Annotated in this window: 14 protein-coding genes; 9 read left to right on the forward strand and 5 right to left on the reverse strand. The window is 36.6% G+C overall.

Features of this window, described 5'->3' with window-relative positions:
• Positions 1-760 precede the first annotated feature (760 nt).
• Positions 761-1,606, forward strand: a complete 846-nt coding sequence (locus tag PVV59_RS05835) for a TIGR01459 family HAD-type hydrolase (protein ID WP_273755209.1) — start codon at positions 761-763, stop codon at positions 1,604-1,606.
• Positions 1,606-2,607 carry a bifunctional riboflavin kinase/FAD synthetase gene (locus tag PVV59_RS05840; protein ID WP_273755211.1) on the forward strand — a complete coding sequence of 334 codons (1,002 nt, stop codon included), beginning with the start codon at positions 1,606-1,608 and terminating at the stop codon, positions 2,605-2,607. The genes PVV59_RS05835 and PVV59_RS05840 overlap by 1 nt, the downstream gene beginning before the upstream one ends.
• Here the strand turns inward: PVV59_RS05840 and PVV59_RS05845 are convergent.
• Together PVV59_RS05845 and PVV59_RS05850 are read right to left on the reverse strand one after the other, a co-directional pair.
• The gene (locus PVV59_RS05845) at positions 2,591-2,752 is read right to left on the reverse strand and encodes a hypothetical protein (protein WP_273755213.1); all 162 of its coding nucleotides are present in this window, start codon (positions 2,750-2,752) and stop codon (positions 2,591-2,593) included. The genes PVV59_RS05840 and PVV59_RS05845 overlap by 17 nt on opposite strands.
• Before the next feature lie 467 nt (positions 2,753-3,219).
• Positions 3,220-3,555, reverse strand: a complete 336-nt coding sequence (locus tag PVV59_RS05850; protein ID WP_273755215.1) for a TIGR01244 family sulfur transferase — start codon at positions 3,553-3,555, stop codon at positions 3,220-3,222.
• Positions 3,556-4,798: 1,243 nt separating this feature from the next.
• On the opposite strand from PVV59_RS05850, the gene parA reads away from it, so the two are divergent.
• The 6 genes from parA (at position 4,799) to PVV59_RS05880 (ending at position 11,459) form a co-directional block, all read left to right on the forward strand.
• The gene (gene parA / locus PVV59_RS05855) at positions 4,799-5,425 is read left to right on the forward strand and encodes a ParA family partition ATPase (RefSeq protein ID WP_273755217.1); all 627 of its coding nucleotides are present in this window, start codon (positions 4,799-4,801) and stop codon (positions 5,423-5,425) included.
• Entirely contained in the window at positions 5,425-5,652 is a 228-nt protein-coding gene (locus PVV59_RS05860; RefSeq protein WP_273755219.1) for a hypothetical protein, read from the forward strand. The genes parA and PVV59_RS05860 overlap by 1 nt, the downstream gene beginning before the upstream one ends.
• 1,137 nt (positions 5,653-6,789) lie before the next feature.
• Positions 6,790-7,077: an EexN family lipoprotein gene (locus PVV59_RS05865; RefSeq protein ID WP_273755221.1), complete on the forward strand. Its 288-nt coding sequence runs from the start codon at positions 6,790-6,792 to the stop codon at positions 7,075-7,077.
• A gap of 185 nt (positions 7,078-7,262) precedes the next feature.
• Positions 7,263-7,481 carry an EexN family lipoprotein gene (locus PVV59_RS05870; protein WP_273755223.1) on the forward strand — a complete coding sequence of 73 codons (219 nt, stop codon included), beginning with the start codon at positions 7,263-7,265 and terminating at the stop codon, positions 7,479-7,481.
• A gap of 3,349 nt (positions 7,482-10,830) precedes the next feature.
• Positions 10,831-11,016 (forward strand): hypothetical protein, encoded by a 186-nt coding sequence (locus PVV59_RS05875; protein ID WP_273755225.1) that lies wholly within the window; start codon positions 10,831-10,833, stop codon positions 11,014-11,016.
• Between the two features lie 38 nt (positions 11,017-11,054).
• Positions 11,055-11,459, forward strand: a complete 405-nt coding sequence (locus PVV59_RS05880; RefSeq protein WP_273755227.1) for a flagellar protein FlgN — start codon at positions 11,055-11,057, stop codon at positions 11,457-11,459.
• Between the two features lie 1,741 nt (positions 11,460-13,200).
• Here PVV59_RS05880 and PVV59_RS05885 read toward each other — a convergent pair.
• Positions 13,201-13,554, reverse strand: coding sequence for a helix-turn-helix domain-containing protein (locus tag PVV59_RS05885; protein ID WP_273755228.1), 354 nt, complete (start codon positions 13,552-13,554; stop codon positions 13,201-13,203).
• Positions 13,555-14,599: 1,045 nt separating this feature from the next.
• Positions 14,600-16,981, reverse strand: a complete 2,382-nt coding sequence (locus PVV59_RS05890) for an autotransporter outer membrane beta-barrel domain-containing protein (RefSeq protein ID WP_273755230.1) — start codon at positions 16,979-16,981, stop codon at positions 14,600-14,602.
• On the opposite strand from PVV59_RS05890, the gene PVV59_RS09855 reads away from it, so the two are divergent.
• Positions 16,902-17,630: a hypothetical protein gene (locus PVV59_RS09855; RefSeq protein WP_273755231.1), complete on the forward strand. Its 729-nt coding sequence runs from the start codon at positions 16,902-16,904 to the stop codon at positions 17,628-17,630. The genes PVV59_RS05890 and PVV59_RS09855 overlap by 80 nt on opposite strands.
• A 338-nt stretch (positions 17,631-17,968) precedes the next feature.
• On the opposite strand, the gene PVV59_RS05900 is transcribed toward PVV59_RS09855, so the two are convergent.
• Positions 17,969-20,014 carry an autotransporter outer membrane beta-barrel domain-containing protein gene (locus PVV59_RS05900; RefSeq protein WP_273755233.1) on the reverse strand — a complete coding sequence of 682 codons (2,046 nt, stop codon included), beginning with the start codon at positions 20,012-20,014 and terminating at the stop codon, positions 17,969-17,971.
• Positions 20,015-20,090: the final 76 nt, after the last annotated feature.

Consider the following 20,090-nt stretch of genomic DNA (forward strand, 5'->3'; position numbering starts at 1 on the left):
AAAACAGACTCAAAACGAAATAGATTTGGTTGTTGTCTATACCTGCTTATTTTTAAAAGATTTTTCTCAATGCTCATACGCATTTTACGAATGATGCTACACGAAAGTGTATCAAGGGAAAGCTTCTATGGATAGGATAAACGCTATGTTTCTATCTTTATTGAAAAAAAAGATGCATGACGGCATAGATGCCACATACTCTTTGTTTGTTCAAAATACTTTGATAGTTTCTGCATTTGAATTTGAGAGATTTTATTTTTTTATCTTTAAATGTTTTTATTATTTCTTCTACTTAATGAATGGGAAAACGAAGTGTTTTGATTGATTCAATATAAACAGATTTTGAAATGAGAAAAGATATTTGGAATTCCCATGAGGTTTGAAGAATAAACGATAATTATAAATTTAAGGATTTTATCCTTAAGAAAGTAATTTTAAAGCGTTTTTTAAATTTATTTATTTTTCAAATTAAAAATTTGAGTGTTTTCGCTAAAAAGCTGTATCAACGCAGTTGTTGTTGGAATTGAAGTTTTTATGAAGAAAATGAGTATTGTGGAATGATGAGCTTTTGTTATAAAGCGTTTTAGAATTTTGCACAGGCTTTTGATACCTTATTTATTTTATCATTTCTTATGATCTTTAATAAGCGATGCAAAGTTGAGATATGGTTTGAGAAAGCAGATGACAGAAGTCTTATCTTTCGATAAGTAGTTTTGAAGTAAAGACAGCCTGATCAATGACAAATAGAGATAGGTGCACCATGAATGAGCTTACCCATATTGAGACTGTTATAGAACGTTATGATGCTGTTTTTTGTGATGTGTGGGGTGTTGTGCATAATGGTATGCAGGCATTTGAACCAGCGTTGAAAGCGTTGTATAAAATTCGACAAATGGGAAAAACGGTCATTTTATTGACGAATTCTCCTCGTCTCCGGGAAGATGTTGCGGCTCAATTACAAAGCATGAATGTTCATCGTGACTATTATGATGCCATTATCACGTCAGGGGATGTCACGCGGGATCTCATTTGTGCTGCACCGCGTCAAGTTTTTTTCATTGGTCCAGAACGTGACTTGGTGCTGTTTGAAGGGTTGACGTGTGAATTTGTTGAAGAAAGGGAAGCTTCTGTTGTCGTTTGTAGCGGTTTTCTTGAAGATTTTGAGGAAGAGCCTTCTGCTTATGAGGCGATGTTTCGTCGCATAAAAGCGCGGAATTTACCCTTTATTTGTGCTAATCCTGATGTGATTGTTCATTACGGAAATAAGGAATTTTGGTGTGCTGGCGCATTGGCACGTCTTTATCAACAATTAGGAGGGGAAGTCCGCATCGCTGGAAAACCTCATGCTCCTATTTATGAGTGTGCCTTTGAAAAACTTCAAAATATGCGTGGAACAATAGAAAAAAGTCAAGTTTTAGCGATTGGTGATGGTCTTTTGACGGACATTAAGGGAGCTGCCCAATTTGGTCTTGATGCCCTTTATATTATGGGGGGGATTCATTGTTATGATTATATGCAAAATGGTGTGGTGGATAAGCAAGCTTTGCATTCTTTTTTAGAATGTCATGGTTATAGGCCACAAGCAATCATGTGGGCACTTCAGTAATGGCTAAATTTTTGCGTCTTCAGGGAATTCATATGTTTCCCTCGGTTTGGCGGGGAGCCGTGTTGGCACTTGGAAATTTTGATGGTGTTCATTGTGGGCATCAAGGGGTGTTGCAAAAAGCACTTGATTTTGCGCGGATAAAAAAGAAACCCGCTGTTGTTTTAACTTTTGAACCGCATCCAAGAAGTTTTTTTCAACGTTCAGCGCCTGTCTATCGTTTGACTGAGGCGGCTGAAAAAGCTGAAATTTTTAAAATCTTGGGCTTTGATGGCGTGATTGAGCAGCCCTTTGATGCTCAATTTTCTACTCTTTCAGCCGATGAATTTATCAAGTCGACTTTAAAGGAAACTTTTGATGTTTCTGTTGTGGTGACTGGCGAAAATTTTCAATTTGGTCATAAGAAAAGTGGAAACGTCTCTCTTCTTTGTCAAAGAGGAAAAGAAGAGGGATTTGAGGTCGTGCAAGTTCCTTATGTTTCTCATCCTCAAGATTCACAATCGTTGATTATTTCCTCTAGTTTTATTCGGCAACTTCTTTCACAAGGAGAAGTGGACCAAGCAGCCCATTTATTAGGCTATCGCTATCGGGTATGTTCCAATATTATTCAAGGCGACAAACTTGGACGTCTTTTGGGATTTCCTACCGCTAATCAGATGTTGCCTCCTCAGGTTCGTTTGGCTCATGGTGTTTATGCGGTACGCTTGCGTCGCACTAACGGTGTTTTATATGATGGGGTTGCAAGCTTTGGTTGCCGTCCAACCGTTGTTAAAGATGGGGCTCCTCTTTTGGAAACCTATTTATTTGACTTTAATGATGACCTTTATGGGGAAAGCTGTACCATTTCTTTTTTCCAGTTTTTACGCGGACAAGAAAAATTTGATGGGCTTGAACCTTTGATTGCACAAATGCACCGTGATGAAAAAAAAGCAAAAGAAATTTTAAAGACAGTCCAACCCTTATCACAGTTGGATCGGCTGCTTACTTTTAAAAATATGCTCTAAGTTTATCTGAAAAAGAAAGAAGAGCTGTTAAAATAGCACTTAAAGTGATGATAAGCACAAACATATATTCCAAAACATCACGGAATATATGTTTTTTGCGTTGTTGAGAGGGAGAATCGAATATCTGAAGATCTGATTGAGGCATTGTCTTTTCCAAAGTTAATTGTATGGCTTTTGTTATCAATTAAAACTTTACTGCTTGTTTCTTTCTGATCCGTTAAAATTCATGATGAATCGTGAATGAATAAGGACACAGCATCTTTGGCAAGAAGATATGCGAAGAAAAAAGAGAGCTGGTTTTTAACTTCTTGCACTTTTAACTTTAGAATTTCACAAAATTTAAAATCGATAATTTTTTTCTTTTAAAAGTTGATCGCTTGCATCAATTTGCCTGCATTTTTATAGCTTCTTGATGGCTTTAGAGGTGGAGATTTGTTGTCTATTTAAGAGAAAAGCTTTCTTATCGTGTCCGAATGAAGAGGGCCTCTTTAAAGGGGGAAAGTCTCCACGTGAAAGCTGTAAGACAAATATTCTTGACAGATGATTTTTTTATAGATTGGTGTGAATTTAAGAATTTTTGTTTTTTAGCGTGTGGGATTAAGCGCATGAAGCCTATGAGTAAAGACGTGCTAAACGATAAAGATGCAGTGAACGCGTTCCATGATGGCAATAGGCGAGAAGAGGTAAGGACGCTGTTTTTAAAATTGTCTGCATGGTTTCAACATCTGATTTTTTTATGGTTGGAGGCGAAATGGGAAGGTAATAGGCTTTTATGCCATAGTCATTTGCGACCATTTTTATGCTTGAAAAGTCAGGTTGATCAGGTTCTTCGTGATCGGGGCGGTTACAGACAATGGTTTTAAAACCAGCTTCTGCCAATGTTTTGATATTTTCTACGCTCATTTGTGCACCGATAAAAATATCAGGGTCAATTTGCTGTAAATTCATTTTTATTTATTCCCAATTTCCCGATTTTAACAATACTCTGAGCTCTATAAAAAGACATGATGAAGGGTAAGATTTTTTAAAGGGCATCTTAACAAAAATATTCTTTTTGTCGAGAAGACTTGCTTGGAAAAATGTGTTGTAAAATGTGTTGTAAGATGCAACATATTCGATCTTGAATAAGACATTGACCTATTATTTAACTCGAGTTAGAACCTTGAATACCGTAAGATTCCCTTATTTCAAGTCTGTTCCATGTTACATCAGTCAAGATCTTTTACTGATAAGCGGGAGGCGTGTGGAGTGAAATTGTATAAGAAAAGGGGAGAAAATGCCTTTTTATGAACCTTTTCAAGGGATAAGAGCCTTATACAGCCCATGAGCCGGCACAAGTCGTGTGATGGGGGTGGACTTAAGTGTAAAGATAGATGTATTCAATAGATTGACCTTTATAAAAGATAACGCTCTTTATGGATGGTTCATTGTTGTCACGAAGTAGAGCCCATTGTGTTGTTTTTTTTATCGTTATTTTTTCAAATTCATTACACTGTGTTGCGCGGGAAGATATCTCTTTCAAAGAGTATAATATTCATTGTACACCCCCTATTTTTCATTTAAGAAAAGGGACAAGCCGACACGATTATATACGAATTATATACTATATACGAGCCACCGATGCGGACCATAGTTCTTAATAGTTAAGATACTTCATAAGATATATTTTTTCCTTTTTTTCGTGTTTGTTTTCATATTTTCGTTCTGCTGGTGATGGCATATAAATGATTTTAATTGATTGAAGATAAGAGGGGGGATGAGCGAGTTTTATAGATTTTGCTTTTCTCATTCAATATGTCTCCCTTCCAAATCCTCCTGGGGCATTTGTTATTTTTTCAGGGTAAAGGCTTTTTTATTGGGCGAGATCAAGGCTTGCGTGAAGAGGGAAAAATCCAAAGGAGATTATGGAGAGATCCTGCTTGATCAATTGTCGTGGATTTAAGAAGTTTTTATTTTAAGGCGGGGGAAGAAGAGCCTATTGCTTGTTTAAATTTATCTTTTTCTTCCAAGAATATTCCTTTCAGAATATTTTGGGCTTCATGCTGAAAGAATATTTCTAAAGACAAAATTGAGAGTTGTCGTTTTTATCGTAAAAGTTAGCAGAAGTTGTTGTTTTGTCGATGTTCGATACTTGCTTCTTTTGTTATTTTCAGTATAATCGCAAAAACGATAATACTGAAAGATGTAACGAATGATCATTGGACTTTTGAATCAAAAAGGGGGTGTTGGAAAAACTACGTTGAGCGTGAATCTGGCCGCCAGTTTTGCACGTACCGGGGGACGGGTATTGCTTATTGATGTTGACCCACAGGGGAGCGCATTGGATTGGGCTGCTGCGCGTGAAGAGGCGCCTTTGTTTTCCGTTATTGGTTTACCGCGTGCAACGGTTCACAAAGAGATTACACAGATTGGCCATAGTTATGATTATATTATTATTGATGGTCCTCCGCGTGTGACGGACCTTGCGCGTAGTGCTCTTATGGCTTCGGATTTTGTACTTATCCCTGTTTTACCTAGTCCCTATGATATTTGGGCTGCTGATGGCATTGTAAAGCTGATTGATGAAGCACGCGTTTATAAAGAAAACCTCAAATCTGCTTTTGTTATTAATCGTAAAATAGTCAATACAGCGATAGGGCGTGATGTCAATGAAGCGCTTGGCATATACCCCGTCCATGTTCTTTCTTCTAGCGTTGCACAACGTGTGATTTTTGCAGAAGCTGCAGCTCAGGGAAAGGCTGTTTATGAAGTTGATAAGCAAGGACCAGCCGCCGCAGAGATTGAAGCTGTTGCAGCGGAAATCAAGGAGTTAGCGTGATGAATAAAAAAATTAAAATTGGCACAAAACCAACCAATAAATCTATTCCTTTAACAGCTGATGCATGGGTAGGAATCCCCAAAGGAAACGCGAATGGAGGAATGAAGCGCCTCACGATCGATATTCCTGAAACTTTGCATCGGTTAATGAAGGTAAGTTGTGCAAGTCGTGGAACTAAAATGGCTGATGAGGTGCGCGAACTGCTTGCAAAAAAATACGGAAAATAAAAATAAGATACGATAACAGATATATGATAATAAATGTGCGTTGGTTTGTTTTTTTAAAAAGATGATATCGGTCATTTTTACATGAAATTAATCGTGATAAAAGCGCTCATTTTTTACATGGATTGTTTTATTTAAGTTATTTTGCATAAGATTTATTTCATGAAAGGGTCATAAACCTATAAAAAATTCTTTATTTTAACTCTTCTGCGATGGATGAGATCCTCCTCCTTATTATTTTTATCATCGCTGGATAGGTCAGTTTATTTTTCCATAACAATTGTCTTGATCATGATTTTAATGTGGAGTTATTTGTTGTTTATTTTACTGAAATACATGGGTAAATAATGTAAATTAACAGTAGCTTTGATTGTTTTTTTCTGCTAGACGATGCTTTCTTTTTAAAATTATATTCATGTTTATCAGGGGGGATGAAAATCAATAAAATTAACTGATATGAGCGTGCTATAAGCTTTCCTTATAACCCCAAAAAATCATAGAGTATGATATGAAATTATTTCTTTCATTTTTGCGATTTTATAGACTATGTGTGCTTTTATGGACTGAGTATTGAATGTTACTTGATGGTAGGTAAAGAATAATTTTTTATGGCTATCAGGAATGTATAAGATCGCTTTTTTAGAGTTTCTATTGGCATTTGAAAAGTGTGGGGCGAGTTTAAGTTTTTTTCTTTCTTAGCAAATTAAGAAAGTGGATTAAGAAATAAGCAAGAACGCAATCAAATCATTAAAAGAGTTGTTGTTTCGTTTGCAGAAGATTTGCAATGGGTCTAGGTATGGTGAATTTTTGATACGATATTTGTGCTGCTTTTCATGATGAAGTGGTTCTTGAAGAAAAACTCTTGAAAAAAGTGATTAAAAGCATTTTTGAAAATATTAAGATATTAAATTGCTGCTGAAGTTTAAACCGCTCAAATCTAAAGAGCTACTGCGTAGATAACATTACAAATATAAGTCCAATAAAACAACTCTCATGATGCAACATATTGGCGTTGAAGGTGTTCGTATTTGTCAAAGGAAAAGTATACGTAAGAGCACGATACAGGGATTTTGTGAAACCAACGATGTCGTTCTCAAAGTATAAAACAAGTTAGTATAAAATAAAAAGAGGGGTAAAACCATGAACAAGATCATTCTAACAGCATTGTTGTTTTGCACAGGGCTTGTGGCTGTTGGTTGTGAAAAAAACTACAGTGTTGAGGAATTTAAGAAAGATAAAAAGTTGATGCAAGAATGGGGAAAGAAATGCGATAAGATGGGCCCCTCTGCTTTTTCAACTAAGAATTGTCAAAATGTCATGCAAGCCGATATGGAACTTTTTCAAGAGCATTATAGAAATCTTGCAAAGGAACTTCGTGAAAATAGCAAAAAGGGGAATGAAACTGAAAAACAGCAGGACAATCATTAAATCATAAACAATATCGATAGGAGGATGCTTTCTTTGTATTCTATTGATTTAAGGATTGTAAAAAATCGCGTACAGAAGTTGGATTTAAAATTTTTGAAAATGCACAATGAGCCAAATATGCAATTTTTTGCGGGATGTTTGATTGTGTTCAAATTTTATCAATCTCAAGGAAGGGGGATTTATTAATGAATAAAGTCGTTATTATAGCATTACTGTTTTGCATTGGATTTGCTGTTGCTGGTTGTGAAAAGACTTATAGCGTAGAAGATTTTAAGAAAGATGAAAAATTAATGCAAGAATGGGGACTGAAATGTGAAAATATGGAGGAATCTTCCAGAGATAAATCTAAAAACTGTCGAAATGTTAAACAAGCATATATGGAATTTCTTTTTGGCTTTCATTAAAAAATAAAACTCAATAGGTTATTCTATCAATAAGGGATTGGACCGTTATTGATTTTATTCCGTTTTTGGGTGTTTCATCTCTTACTTTTGGGGCGCTTTTGACTTTAAGAGCTAATCTTTTACGGTTTGCACTCTTTGTGGAACAGATGACATACTGTCATCTGTTCCGCTAAAAAATGCTTTCAATTGTGGTACTGTTGCACTGGAATGAGCCGCCGCATGTTGGGGCTCATTTTTTCAAACTATGCGCTGATTTTTTTTACATCTTGGTTGCATGCATGATGAAATATGAGATTCAAATGTTGGGCTATGTTGGGAGTTTAATACAAATAAATATTTTATCATACAAAGAAAGGCTTTAAGCTTTACGGCTAATTTTGAAAAAATTGGAAGGAAAATATCTGTTTGGAATTTACTTTTTTCCGTTTTTTTTAAGAGAGAGAAAAAAGCATTTTGAATGGATTTATTATCGTTTTATAGTCAAATGTTTTTCTCACACTATTTTTAAAAAAGCGCTTTTTATTTGAGAATATTATCACTTCAGGTGAGTGCGTGAGCCACTTATACTAGGACGGTTTTGCTGGATCTGTGAGGTGTTAACCGTTCCTCATGCCTTTTCAAATTTTGCCTTCCAAGTTTACTCCCCTTTTCTTGCTGTTTTTATTATAATTGTGCCGTCGTATTATCGTTTTGAGTGGTGGTGGAGCCCATGTAAAATTTACGCATGCGTTTTTTTGTTCTTAAGGGGTCGTATTCTTCGGACAATGCTTTGATATGTAAAGAGTGTTTAGTGTTTTTTCATGTTGAATGAGCCCCCGATATTCGTAGAATTTTCTCACTTCAAATCTGTTCTAGGTTGAGCTACGCAAAATCCATGTTTTTTGCACGTTAAAAATGAAAGTGTTTCCTCGTGAATAAAAAATGATTGAAAAAAAGCAGACAAATGCCTTTTATAAACTTATCTCAAGAGCCAAGGTGTATAGCACCATGAGGGGCTTTAATGTATGATGGAGCGGCTTTCTTTTTCATAAACGTCAAGATGGTGGTGTTTTTAGCGTAAGCTTCAATATTATCCTTTAGGGGCGTGATATGTCTTGAAGGAGGAAGTTAACGATAAGCTGCTTGATAAGAAGATAAATTGTTTACAAATTGAATCTGGTCGAAAACTCTGTCCTTTAAGGGTAGGGATGACGTTGGGATTCAAGGGAGCGTGAAAAGACAAAACTAATGGTTAAAAATGCAGATAATAAAAAGTAGAGGTTAACATCAAAAAAGTTGCAAGCGATGTTTGAAATTGGGAGGTGATTTATCTAGAGAGCTAAAATTTTACTTTGACCTTGTGGAAAATTAAGATGCTTATTTGTACAGATTACGAAAAGTTTGCACAGATTACGAAAATCTAGGAGATTTATGCCTCGTATATTTCTATGATGAGCGCTAAAAATACAACAAAAGCATTGAGGGTAATAATCAAGGTTGAATAAAGCATCGCGGCTTTTATGAGATCAACCATAAGATCCTCTTTCTGTTCTTTTGGAGGTGATTTTAATTGAGTAACAATATGTTACAGCCTGTAATATATGCGGGTATAACATATTCGGCAAGTTTAAATTTTTTCTTTATTTATAAGATTTTTTGAGGCGTTTGAGCACTGTGAGTGCATAAAAAGGAAAACTTTAAAGTTAATATTGGTTGATTTTATAGGTTTTGTATTGCGGCAAACTTTTTTTATCCCATGATGCCATAAAATACGGTTATTTATAGCGGTAATATAAGGCATATAAGTTTTTTGAAACGTTTTTGTGTTTTTTATTGCGTGTTAAGTGTCTTTTAGTATGCAAATGAATATTTGTAGGTTTGTTTGTTGAGTTTTTCGTTCAAGTGAATTTCATGAGGAGGTGTCAAGAGAAGCCTGCTTGACAAAAATTTGGATTGTATACAGAGCAGATGGAGTTAAGTTTTTTGTTTTAAGGTATGGGGAGAAAGTCAAATAGGCTTTTTGATCGATTTTACTTCATAACAAGATTAGTTAAGGCTGTTTGCGATATATTTTCACACGAAGAAAGAAATGTTCCAAATGGAATATTCTTATGTTGCATATTCATGCGCTTGTTTGAAAAAACAATCTCTTAAGGCGTAAGTCTATTTCGTACTGGCTCTCATGAATGGTATAACGGTAAAGCCTCCTTGGAAATAATATAAAATCCATTGAGCTCCCATCTTTATGCTTCGTAAGGAAGATGAAGAGGAAATTTTTAAACAGAGTAATAGGGAAAGAATTAAGCATTATTTGTTGGTAATGCATTGATTTGTAATGATAATTTACTGCTTTGCATATTGAGTGAGAGTCTTGAATACCCAAAGATTCTCTTATTTTAAATCTTTTTATATTAAATCAACCAAAATCATGTTTTTTGAACATGACAAGCAAGAAGAGCCCTGTGGTATGAAACTATACAAGAAAGATACCTCTTATGAAGCGTCTTCAAGTGCCAAGAGAGTAACATTGGGGGGAGTGAGGTGGGGGTAATGCCGGTTTGCTGGCTTGCTCTTTTATGAAGCATAAAGATTAAGAGCTCGATGAATTTTATCCATTTTATAGGAGATTTATCATTATATCATTTTTGCGTCCGGTGCAAAATGAATTTGGGTGCAATAAGCTTATGTGGAATAGACTTATGTGAAATAGACTTGGGGGGAGGCTGCCTTTAAGAGATTGTTTTTTCAAACAAGCGCATGAATATGAGATTAAAGGCGTATCGAACGGATGGGTTAAGAAACGCTTGAAAAGGTTCAAAAAATCTTATATAGTCGCTTATTGCAAAGAAAAGCGAAATGATAATTGAAAAAGGGAGATGGATGGCTATTTAGCTATTTTAAGATGTCTTTTTTAATAGTGCTATATGGCTGATCTGTTCAAAAGAGAATTCTTTTTGTGTTTTATGCAAAATATTGCATGTATGTAAAAAGAGTAGAGTGTGTGGGTATCTTTTTGAATGGATGCAAACTAATCTTGTCGGGTGCTATCTTATAGGCGCCAGAAACTATGCAGGTTTAGGTGAGTGGAAAGCCATAAAGTTTATGGAGGGTGAATATTGCTATCGGTGAAATGCTGAAGTTCTTAATGGGCTTAAGTCTTTATTTGCTGCGAATTTTTGGCGGCAAGTGTTTTTTATGACTAAGTTATCGTTAGAGAGTTATTGTTTTCTGTCGAAGGCTTGGTGGTGATAAAGCAGACAAAATAAAATAATCGAGGATAAAATAAGCAAGGCGAAACAGACAGAGAAAATTTGAGAAAATTTGGAAGTTTCGATATTGCTGCGCAGGGGTTTAAGTCTATAGCATTTTGGTGAATGTGTGTAGTAGCAATAATAGTTTTGGAGCAAAGCAAGAAAATATTTCAGAGAATATGTTGAAAGTTGAAGTGGTACGCACTTTTAAGGGGTGTTGTGCTGTTGTCTGGGCAGTGTTGGCATCATCAGCGCGATTGGGTGTATCAGCATTGAAGAAAAACTGTTTAATCTCCCTCATTTGAAAGTAAGATTGAACAATATGGTTGAAGGGGAAATAAAAATGTCTGTAGTGCAATATGGTGATGATAGTTTTGCTACAAAAGCAAAAGCTCTTGATAATAACCTTATTGATCGTGATTGGGCGATGACAAAATTTGTCGCTGCTGTGAAAGGATTAGCACAAGTGGTTGATTATGAAAGCAATATGCTAGAGAGCAGTGGTGTTCCAGATTACGAAGAAATAAATTTATGTAAAATACGTGGTTTGCGTGATCTTAATAAATCGATGAGCGATGTGAGACGCTACATGAATCAAGATATTGAGCATGAGGTTGAAAGTTTGCTGTCTGATTTACAAAAAAAACTACAGCGTAATAGTGAATTACTTCAAACACATTTAAATGCAGTCAATGATCTTTCGCAAGCTATGCAACTCTCTGGACTTGCAAAGGAATTAGAAGAATAATCTAAACTTTATTCAGCTGTTCTACGCAATTATTATGATGAGGTAGAGCAGTGGTTTGAATAAAGAGTGTGTTTTTCAGTCTCTATATTTTAAGTGCGTTTGAGTATTTAAATTATCGTTTTGCTGTTCTGTAAAATAGAGCCTACAATCTCTTTTAGGGTGATGTCACGCGCACACCTTTGTGGTAAGTTAAGTGCAGCGGCTAATTTTTTATAGAATATTGTTCTACAGAGTGGGTTGATAGGCACTTCATTTTTTCGTTGAAGGGAAGGGGGATAAGAGAATGTTGTGACCGCTTCATGATGCCTTATGAAACAATCTCTTTTCAAGTGTGGTGATGTAAAAGGTATAGTGATGTAAAGTTTTCCCTATTAAGTACTTTTTAGAGTTTTTAATGAGTATTGCTTTTAAATCTTATAAAACCCTCTTATTTGAAGTGTGATGATGTCACGCGCATACCTTTGTGGTGAGCTAAGTGCAGCGGCTTTAAGAGAAAGCAAATTTTTTATAGAATATTGTTCTACAGAGTGGGTTGATAGGCACTTTATTTTTTCGTTGAAGGGAAGGGGGATGAGCGAATGTTTTGACCGCTCCATGATATCTTATGCAAGCGTTTCCTTTAAAGTATGATGAGATAAAGCGGTTAGTTACTGCAAGCTTTATATTTGAGATAAAAAGGCGGTTTAGTATTTTCTCTTCTGTTGTCGTTTTTGTATGCCAGATTGGAGAACGCGTATCTCTGTTGGGATTCATATTTGAAAAAGGGAAGGTAGCTTCATTGGAGGAGAATTATAAAGCTGTAAAGGTGATATTTTTATCATCATCTTTTTGCTTTACAGCTTTTAAAAGAATTTAAAGCACTGTCTTTTAAAGAGTGAAGATCATATATTTTTTATGTTTTTGTTTATTGCATTTTTAATGGGATAACGCCCCTCATGCAAAACAGAGCGATTCAAAAAGAATAGATTTATTGTTTCCAATGTACGCGCTTGTTTTAAAGAAATATTTCTCAAGGCTTGTCACACCCATTTTGTAACAGTGCCGATTTCGTGATGTCAGTTTGTGACGTGACGCTGCCCATGAAGGTATAAAGCCTTCATGGAAATAATATAAAGTCTACAGAACACTCTCAGTCCTATAAAGAAGTAAGTTGGCATTGTCATGTTTTTCAGCAACGTCACTTTGCTATTTTCCAATGTTGCAACAGCTTTGGGCTCTTGAGATTCTTGGGGTATTTTTATTCTTTTTTTACTTATACACTACCTTTGCTTGTGATGGGCAAAAAAGTGATTTTGATTGATTTATCCATAGGAGAAGAGCAATGATGAGAGAACCCTTACACTATTTGGTTTTAAAGTTGAAAAAAGATGATTTATGATGATAAATCAATATGTTATTTTAATAGAATGATCGGTGCAGAGACATTTAGGAGATGGATTGATAGGAGTGATCAACGGTGAGATCCCTCTTGATGAGAAGTTGGATTGATTACAGATCTGAGGAGGACGTGAAGGAAAAACAAGAGTGCTCTCGCCATGATGCATTTTAAGACATTTTCAGAGAAATATTTATGAAGCGGCATGAAGGCTTATGAAAAGAAAGTATCGTGTTTCATATCGTAGGAAGATGATTAAGCAGAACTTGCTCAATTAAGAAGCCAAATTGTTTATAAATTGCAAGCGCTTTGTTTTTAGAATAGAAAGCAGTTACAAGGATAGAAATTATTTAAAACGTTTTAATTCTAATCAGAAATTAATTTTAAAATGGCTTTTTGTTTGGCAGATGTCAGAATTCTAAAACTTTTTAAAAGCAAAAATTCTTCTCTGTTTGATGCGACTTCTTCATGATGGTACGAGGTGTTTTCTTTTGTGATAATATCCGTGTAAAAAAAGGAAACCGAAACATTTAGGATATCGGAAATTTCCTTTAAGCGCCCTGCACTCACACGATTTAAGCCTTTTTCATATTTTTGAATTTGTTGAAAACTTACCCCTAAAGCGTCTCCTAAGGTTTTTTGAGACATTCTTAATATTTTTCGCTTCAAGCGAATTTTTTTGCCAACAAAAAAATCAATATTAAGGTTCTGAGTTTGCATTTGCTCCCCTCCGGTTGCGAGCGCCCTCGCATGAGTATTCCGGGAGCTTGAAAACACTGAATCCGAGTCAGCATTTTGCTTTTAGTGTGTAAGACACACCTGGACATAGCAAAATCTCCCGGAATTCCGGGACACCCACAATAGTGGGGTTATTTTCACGCTCGGATTTAGGGTTTTCAAGGCCCACTTGGTCGTTGCGTATGCGACCAAAAACATTTTTTAATGTGTAAAGTAATTTCAAGATTTTTGCAATAAAAATTGTTTTTCTTAGAATGAAGAGATTTCTTAAATAAGAGACTATTTGCCTTTCAATTTTTTTTAAGCTTTACTCAACTCATGGTCTCAGACCTGTTGTTCATAAAGGAAACAACGAGGTTGTTAAGTTTAAGGCTATCTGTGTTGTGCTATATTTTAATCGATAACCAAAATGACTTGTTTTGTCCTTTTGCTGCGGTTGAGAGATCATAATGATAGGGTGGAGATTTCATGAGCAGACACGCTTCATACAAAATAAAATCCCCAAAACAGAATAGATTTGTTATGGCCCCTTCATATGCTTGTTTTGAGGAGATTTTTCTCAATACACACACTTATTTCCACAATAGTACTCATGAAGAGGTCTAAGGTGCTTCGTGAAGTGTATAAGCCTCTCATGAGTGGTAGAAAAAGAATGGTATAAAAGCAGTTATTTTTATGCATAGCAAAGGAGTGTAAGCTGCTCGTATGATTCACTTTGCTCATTTCCCCGTGTTGCTTGCTGTTGTGGTTCATAAAGAGGCATTTTTTTTGTGCCGTTTTATTCCATTGAAATTCTCTCGACTTGTGATGTGCAAGCAAAGCATTTTGATTGCTTTAAAATGAACAGTTTGGACATGAGAGAATGCTTAAGCTCTTTAGTTTTTTATTTGATTGGTAAAAAATATTATAAATCAATATGTTTTTTTGATAACATGATGACTTTTGAGAGTTTTAAAAATAGACGTCTCAATAAAAAGCAGCACATCGTGCTGCTTTTTATTTTATTGAAGTTAAAAGTGCTTTTGCTTTAAAAATGATACCGTATTCCGCCAGAAACATTGGTTCCCGATACACCGGTTTTTTGCAACTTTTGTCGATAGCTAATATCGCCATTCAGCACAATATTTTGAGAAAGATAGGCATTCACACCCATGCCTCCCTCAATTGATGAACCGGTAGGATCAAGAGCAAAGGTATCCGAAATTTTTATTGTTTTGCCGTCACCAAAAGTTCTGATAACATTCATTTTTCCATAGAAGGAAACAGCCTTGTTTTCTTCAACAGCTGTTATCGTTTTTGTTAAACGTCCACCAAAACGGATCAACCATTGACGCGGATTGCCCATGTCTACTTTTAAGCCATTGGCATCTGAGAAAATATCAAACATGAGATTTTGATAAATCAATTGCACTTGTGGTTCAAAGACCAGTCCTTTTGTACCGGTTGTTAATTTTTGACCAAGGGTTGCAGAGAGATTAAGGATTTCAGTTCCATCCAATTTTGCAGCATTCCCAACAAGAGCTGTGGTAATATTTCCTTTTAATTTTCCGTAAGAAAGAAGCGTGTTGATATATAGACCACTGCTATGTTGGAGGCTGCTGTAAGCGGTGAGGGACCATTTATCAAGGGTTGTCTTTTCAGAATCTTGCATCTCTTTTGGTGTAAAGGCAAGTTTTCCGTATGTTCCTAAAAGACCAAAATGTGCGCTTATATCTTTGCTTTCCGAGGTGGCTAATATAGCCCCCAATTGTAAAGCTTTATAGTTCACATCAGCATCATAACCATAGCGCAGAGGGCCGCGGTTGGAAGATAAGGTAACTTTCTCGCCGTAGGAGGAGAAAAAGAGATTATGCTTTTTATGATCTGCTGTGCCAAAAACTGTTGTTCGCATCGCATCTAACAACCTGTTTTGGTTGTTTACATCAGCAAATCCAGAAGAAAATAAAGTATTAGGTAGGGTTAAATAGTTTGCTACCTGTGGTAAAAGCGCTCGAACTTTTTTATCCTTATCAAGGTAGGCATTCTGTAAGCGGAAATCCCAGAAATCGCTTTTCTTGTCAAAAAGACTTTGGCTCTCATGAGATGTTCCAGGTTTATAGCTTGCGAGGATATATTTATAAGGTTGTCCACCTATTGTCATATAGTCTCCGGCGAGTGTGAAGGAATTTTCGTTTGCCTGTCCGGAAACTTGAATGATTGAAACCCCATGTGTCCCTAAAGGAAGTGACGCCATCTTTTCTCCCCACACAACAGAACCATCTGTTATTGTTTTATCTGTTTCTTGGAGATTAATGTGAACAATGGTATTCCCTGATACATCACCATTAATCACAATACGATCGGTTTGTTGTTCTCTAACAGGAGAATGTTTGTTCCATTGAGTATTGACATAAATTTCTGCAACACCTGTTGCACTATAAACTGCTGCAGTATGCGCTGTTCCATCTTCTTTCGGACGTTGAGGACCTATAAATAAAGTTTGGTAATGTTCTTCCACAGGCTTGTTAAACATAATGGCACTGTCAGTAAGGCGCAATATAGAAAGATTAGAGAATGATTTTTCATCAAGACCAAACTGTCTATAGTCATACGAAATAGTATCGTTCTCTAAGACACGATCATTATTGACAGTGTTTTTATTGGGTTTTAAGAGCCATTTCGTCCCTTCTTTTAGATCAAAAATTGTTCTATTATTCTCAGAGGTTCTTACCCGACCTTCTAAAGAAGAGTGTTCCGCAACCAGTGTAAGGGTGTTTGTGGATTCATTTTCCTTTTTTATATTTTTTAATAAAGCATCGGCATGAATTTTTGAATTTTTAAGGCTGACAACACCGTTTGTGTTTGTTCCATAAAGGCTGATACCTACACCATTTTCAACGGAAAGCTTTGTATTTTCTAGATTTATTTTACCGACAATATCTTGTTTCTGAATGGCGTTGGCATTTATTCCAGCATTGCGTGGATGTTGTCTTTGAGGGATATGATATGGATTATTGCGGAAAATAATGCCATTTGCTTCAGATTTCCCTGTGACTTGGATATTTGAATCTTTAAGATTGATTGTCCCTTCTATGTTGACCACCCCCGCTGTTTCTGCTGTCACCGTGATATCTGTGGCATCAATTTCTCCACCTTCTGATACACTCAGTGCAATAAAACCCGCATCAATGCTTCCCCCATTCATTTTGATTTTTGAATTATTTCCCTCTGCATTGACCGCACTCCATTTGTCTTGAATTTTTTTGTTATGCAGAGTGATAGTGTTACCGTTTTTAGCCTCAACGCCAGCGCTTATATCTTCGATTTGTGAAGGATTTTCAGGCTGTTTTATGGGGGATATTGGGTGTGAAAGCTCTGATTTCTCAGATATTTTTTGTGCAGAGACAGAATGCGCAGGCGCTGGTTTCACAGATTCTGACGCCCCCTGTGATGTCGATTTTCCGGCGGCTGGTCTTAGAGACATTGATGAGAGTTCTGGCTCTTTAGGTGCCGGTGATTGCTCTGCTGTTGGTCTTGTAGGTTTTGATTCTTTAGGACTTGATGATACTTCTGTTACTGGTTTTGTAAGTTCAGGTATTTTAGGTGCTGACTGTAAATTAGGTGAAGGTCGTGTTACTTCTGGCTGTGAAGTTACAGTAGAATTGGGTGCTGTTTCTTCACTAGAAGAATCTGTAGAAGTAACACCTGAACGCCTTCTCGATTTGGCTACGTCTGCTGTTGAAGCTGTCTCTGCCGTTGGAGATTCTGTTGTTGAAGATTGTTTAAGGGGAGTATTTTGTGAAGATGTAGGGCTAGATTGTACACCTTCTGTTGCTTTAGTTGTTGATGGTTGTGTTCCTTCGTTTTTAGAGGAAGCTTCAGGCTTTGTAATTATTTTAGCTTCAGAAGAATCTGTAGAGATCTTGGGCGTTGTAGGTTGCTTGGATGGTTGTGAGCGCGTTGAAGAGCGTGTCGTTCCCCCACTAGAGTCTGTACCGCTTCTTAAATCTCCTTCACGTTGCGTTTGGAGGGTAGGGAGCGTAGGTGCGTTCGGTGTTGAAGGTGGAAAGGAAGACTGAGATGGAATAGGTTTTCCAGTTCCATCACATAGATCATTATACGGATCAAAAATTCCGGTTGTATTTACTGGACACTTAACATGAGAGGGTTGTGAAGAAGAGAGACCTATCGTTGGTGACGGAGTCGTGCTATGAAGTGCATAAGACAAGCTGGTGGAAGAATAAAACAGAACACTAGAAACTGTGTATAGTAAAACATTTTTTTTCATATAGATGTATTCCTAAATATTTTTCCCCTCATAAAATATAAAATTTTGACCTCATTATGTCTCTTTTGTAAGAGACAAAACGAAACATAATGAGAGTACTTTATATTTCAAGATAGAATACAAGTATTTTTAAAAGTGATAGCGCATTCCTGCAGAAATATTTATTCCAGAGATGCCAACTTTTTTGAATTTATGTTGATAGCTCAGATCACTATGAAGCTCGATATTTGGCGATAAGTGCGCTTGAATACCAAAGCCACCTTCGACTAACGATCCCATAGCAGCAAGTTGAAAATTTTTACTAAAAGTTTTGATCAGATTCAGTTTGCCGTAGAAGGAAAGGACACGGCCTTTGTTTTGCGTTAAACGCCCGCCAATACGTAGCAACCATTGATCAGGATTGCCTATGTTTATTTTGGAATTTTCTTCATCTGAAGAACTGTTGTCATTTGAGGAAGAGTTATTAGATGAAGCGTTATTATCTGAGGAGACACCAAGTATGAGACGCTGATAAACAAGCTGTGCTTGTGGCTCTAGGATAACCCCCTCGAAACCGGTGGATAGTTTTTGACCAACAGTTGCTGCGGCCCCTAATATTTTACTATTTTTTACTTTGGGGGTATCTTGGATGAATTCTTTTCTCATATTTTCTTTAAAAATTCCATAAGAGAGGAAAGCACTTGCATAGGTTCCACTGTCATGCTGAATATTTCCATAGGCGGTGAGTGACCATTTATCAAACATCTTCTTATGAGAGCTCTCTGCATTTTTAGGAGCAAAAGACAATTTTCCATATGTTCCAAAAAAACCAAAACTGCTACTGATATTTTGTTTTTCTCGCGCGATTAATGTAGCCCCTGCTTGCAATGCGGCATAGCGAATATCCGCATGAATGCTCCCTTGCTCTTCTGGAACGCTCTCTTGCTCTGCTGGAACGCCCTCTTGCTCTGCTGGAACGCTCTCTTGTTCTGTTGGAACGCTCTCTTGCTCTGTTTGAGCACTTTCTTGTTTTGAAAGAATGCGGGAGAAAAATGTGTTCTTATTGCCATAAGTGGATAAGAAAATGCTTCTCTCTTGATACTCTTTGGGCTCAAACATTGTTATTTGCATATTGTCTAACAAGATACTTTGATTGTTGGCATCAGAAACCCCAACAGCAAACATTGCAATAGGCATGACGAAAGAGTTTTCTATTTGTGGTGTAAGTGTTTTGCGGTTTGTTACCCCATCAAGAGAAGAAGAAGTTGTCGTTGCTTTATCATCTGTAAATTGAGACGTGCTCTCAGTATGAGCGATAGGGGTGCTCTCAATCTTTGTGGGCAATTTCACATGAGATTCTGCAGATGTGTTAAGAGCTATTTTTGATGCTGAGGAAGAAGTATTTGTTTTGGAATCAATAACAGGGTGTTTATTCTCTTTAGATGAATCAGGGGCTCTTTTCCTCTCCACATTTATTGTTTCATCGGTTTCCAAAGTATCGAGGACTGCTTTGCGTAAAGTATTGGAAAGTTCTTTATTCTGTCCTTGTAGCGCACTATCAATTTTTGCTGCTTTATGTAATATTTCTGCTTTATTTTGCAGTTTGGACCATTCACGATTGTCTTGCTCTACCCATTGTTGGCGAGTGGCATCAATACGCTGTTGGTTATCGGCATCAAGGATTGCAGCTGCTTTTGCGGCATCGGAGAGTGCTTTCTCATAGCCGCGTAGTAAATTCTCTCTCTTTATCAACCGGTCCTGTCGCAAGCGATCAAGTTGGGCATTGGCTTGTAGCATGAGTTGTGTATCTTGAGCGCGTTGTTGAGCCATGGCTTGGGTACGTATATAATCTCTTGCTTTCTGCGATTCATTTATATGTGCACCAGAGTCATAACGCCCCAACCCTGAGAAGTATCTATTAATTCTACTGTCTGCTTCATCTAAGCTTTTTTGAAGTACTTGCAAATTATTCTCCATCATGGCGCCAGAAGCTATTTTTTCAAGATTTTTTTCGGCTTGTGTTGGCGTGCTCATTACATCAATGGCATAGCGATATTGTTCTGGTAATTTGATTATTCCTTCAAGGGCATTGCGTGTCTCAGTGCTTAGGCTAGAGGCAGTACTGATCGATGTGAAGGTAAAAGAAGAAAAAAACAAAGCACAAGCGGCTGTACATAACAAAAGATTCTTATGCATAGAGATGTTCCTTAAGATATTTTCTTTGTTTTGATAAAAAATGAACCATTCTTTGACGCATCACGATTTTTTAGAA

It is taken from the genome of Bartonella sp. MM73XJBT.G (genome assembly GCF_028618435.1).
GTDB lineage: Bacteria > Pseudomonadota > Alphaproteobacteria > Rhizobiales > Rhizobiaceae > Bartonella.

What these genes read in the sequence shown, in the direction of transcription:
- PVV59_RS05840 (WP_273755211.1), top strand. Translation starts at nt 1,606, where the DNA reads ATGGCTAAATTTTTGCGTCTTCAGGGAATTCATATGTTTCCCTCGGTT.
- PVV59_RS05860 (WP_273755219.1), top strand. Translation starts at nt 5,425, where the DNA reads ATGAATAAAAAAATTAAAATTGGCACAAAACCAACCAATAAATCTATT.
- parA (WP_273755217.1), top strand. Translation starts at nt 4,799, where the DNA reads ATGATCATTGGACTTTTGAATCAAAAAGGGGGTGTTGGAAAAACTACG.
- PVV59_RS05885 (WP_273755228.1), bottom strand. Translation starts at nt 13,554, where the DNA reads ATGCAAACTCAGAACCTTAATATTGATTTTTTTGTTGGCAAAAAAATT.
- PVV59_RS05835 (WP_273755209.1), top strand. Translation starts at nt 761, where the DNA reads ATGAATGAGCTTACCCATATTGAGACTGTTATAGAACGTTATGATGCT.
- PVV59_RS05900 (WP_273755233.1), bottom strand. Translation starts at nt 20,014, where the DNA reads ATGCATAAGAATCTTTTGTTATGTACAGCCGCTTGTGCTTTGTTTTTT.
- PVV59_RS05845 (WP_273755213.1), bottom strand. Translation starts at nt 2,752, where the DNA reads ATGCCTCAATCAGATCTTCAGATATTCGATTCTCCCTCTCAACAACGC.
- PVV59_RS05870 (WP_273755223.1), top strand. Translation starts at nt 7,263, where the DNA reads ATGAATAAAGTCGTTATTATAGCATTACTGTTTTGCATTGGATTTGCT.
- PVV59_RS05850 (WP_273755215.1), bottom strand. Translation starts at nt 3,555, where the DNA reads ATGAATTTACAGCAAATTGACCCTGATATTTTTATCGGTGCACAAATG.
- PVV59_RS05865 (WP_273755221.1), top strand. Translation starts at nt 6,790, where the DNA reads ATGAACAAGATCATTCTAACAGCATTGTTGTTTTGCACAGGGCTTGTG.
- PVV59_RS05880 (WP_273755227.1), top strand. Translation starts at nt 11,055, where the DNA reads ATGTCTGTAGTGCAATATGGTGATGATAGTTTTGCTACAAAAGCAAAA.
- PVV59_RS09855 (WP_273755231.1), top strand. Translation starts at nt 16,902, where the DNA reads ATGGGGGATATTGGGTGTGAAAGCTCTGATTTCTCAGATATTTTTTGT.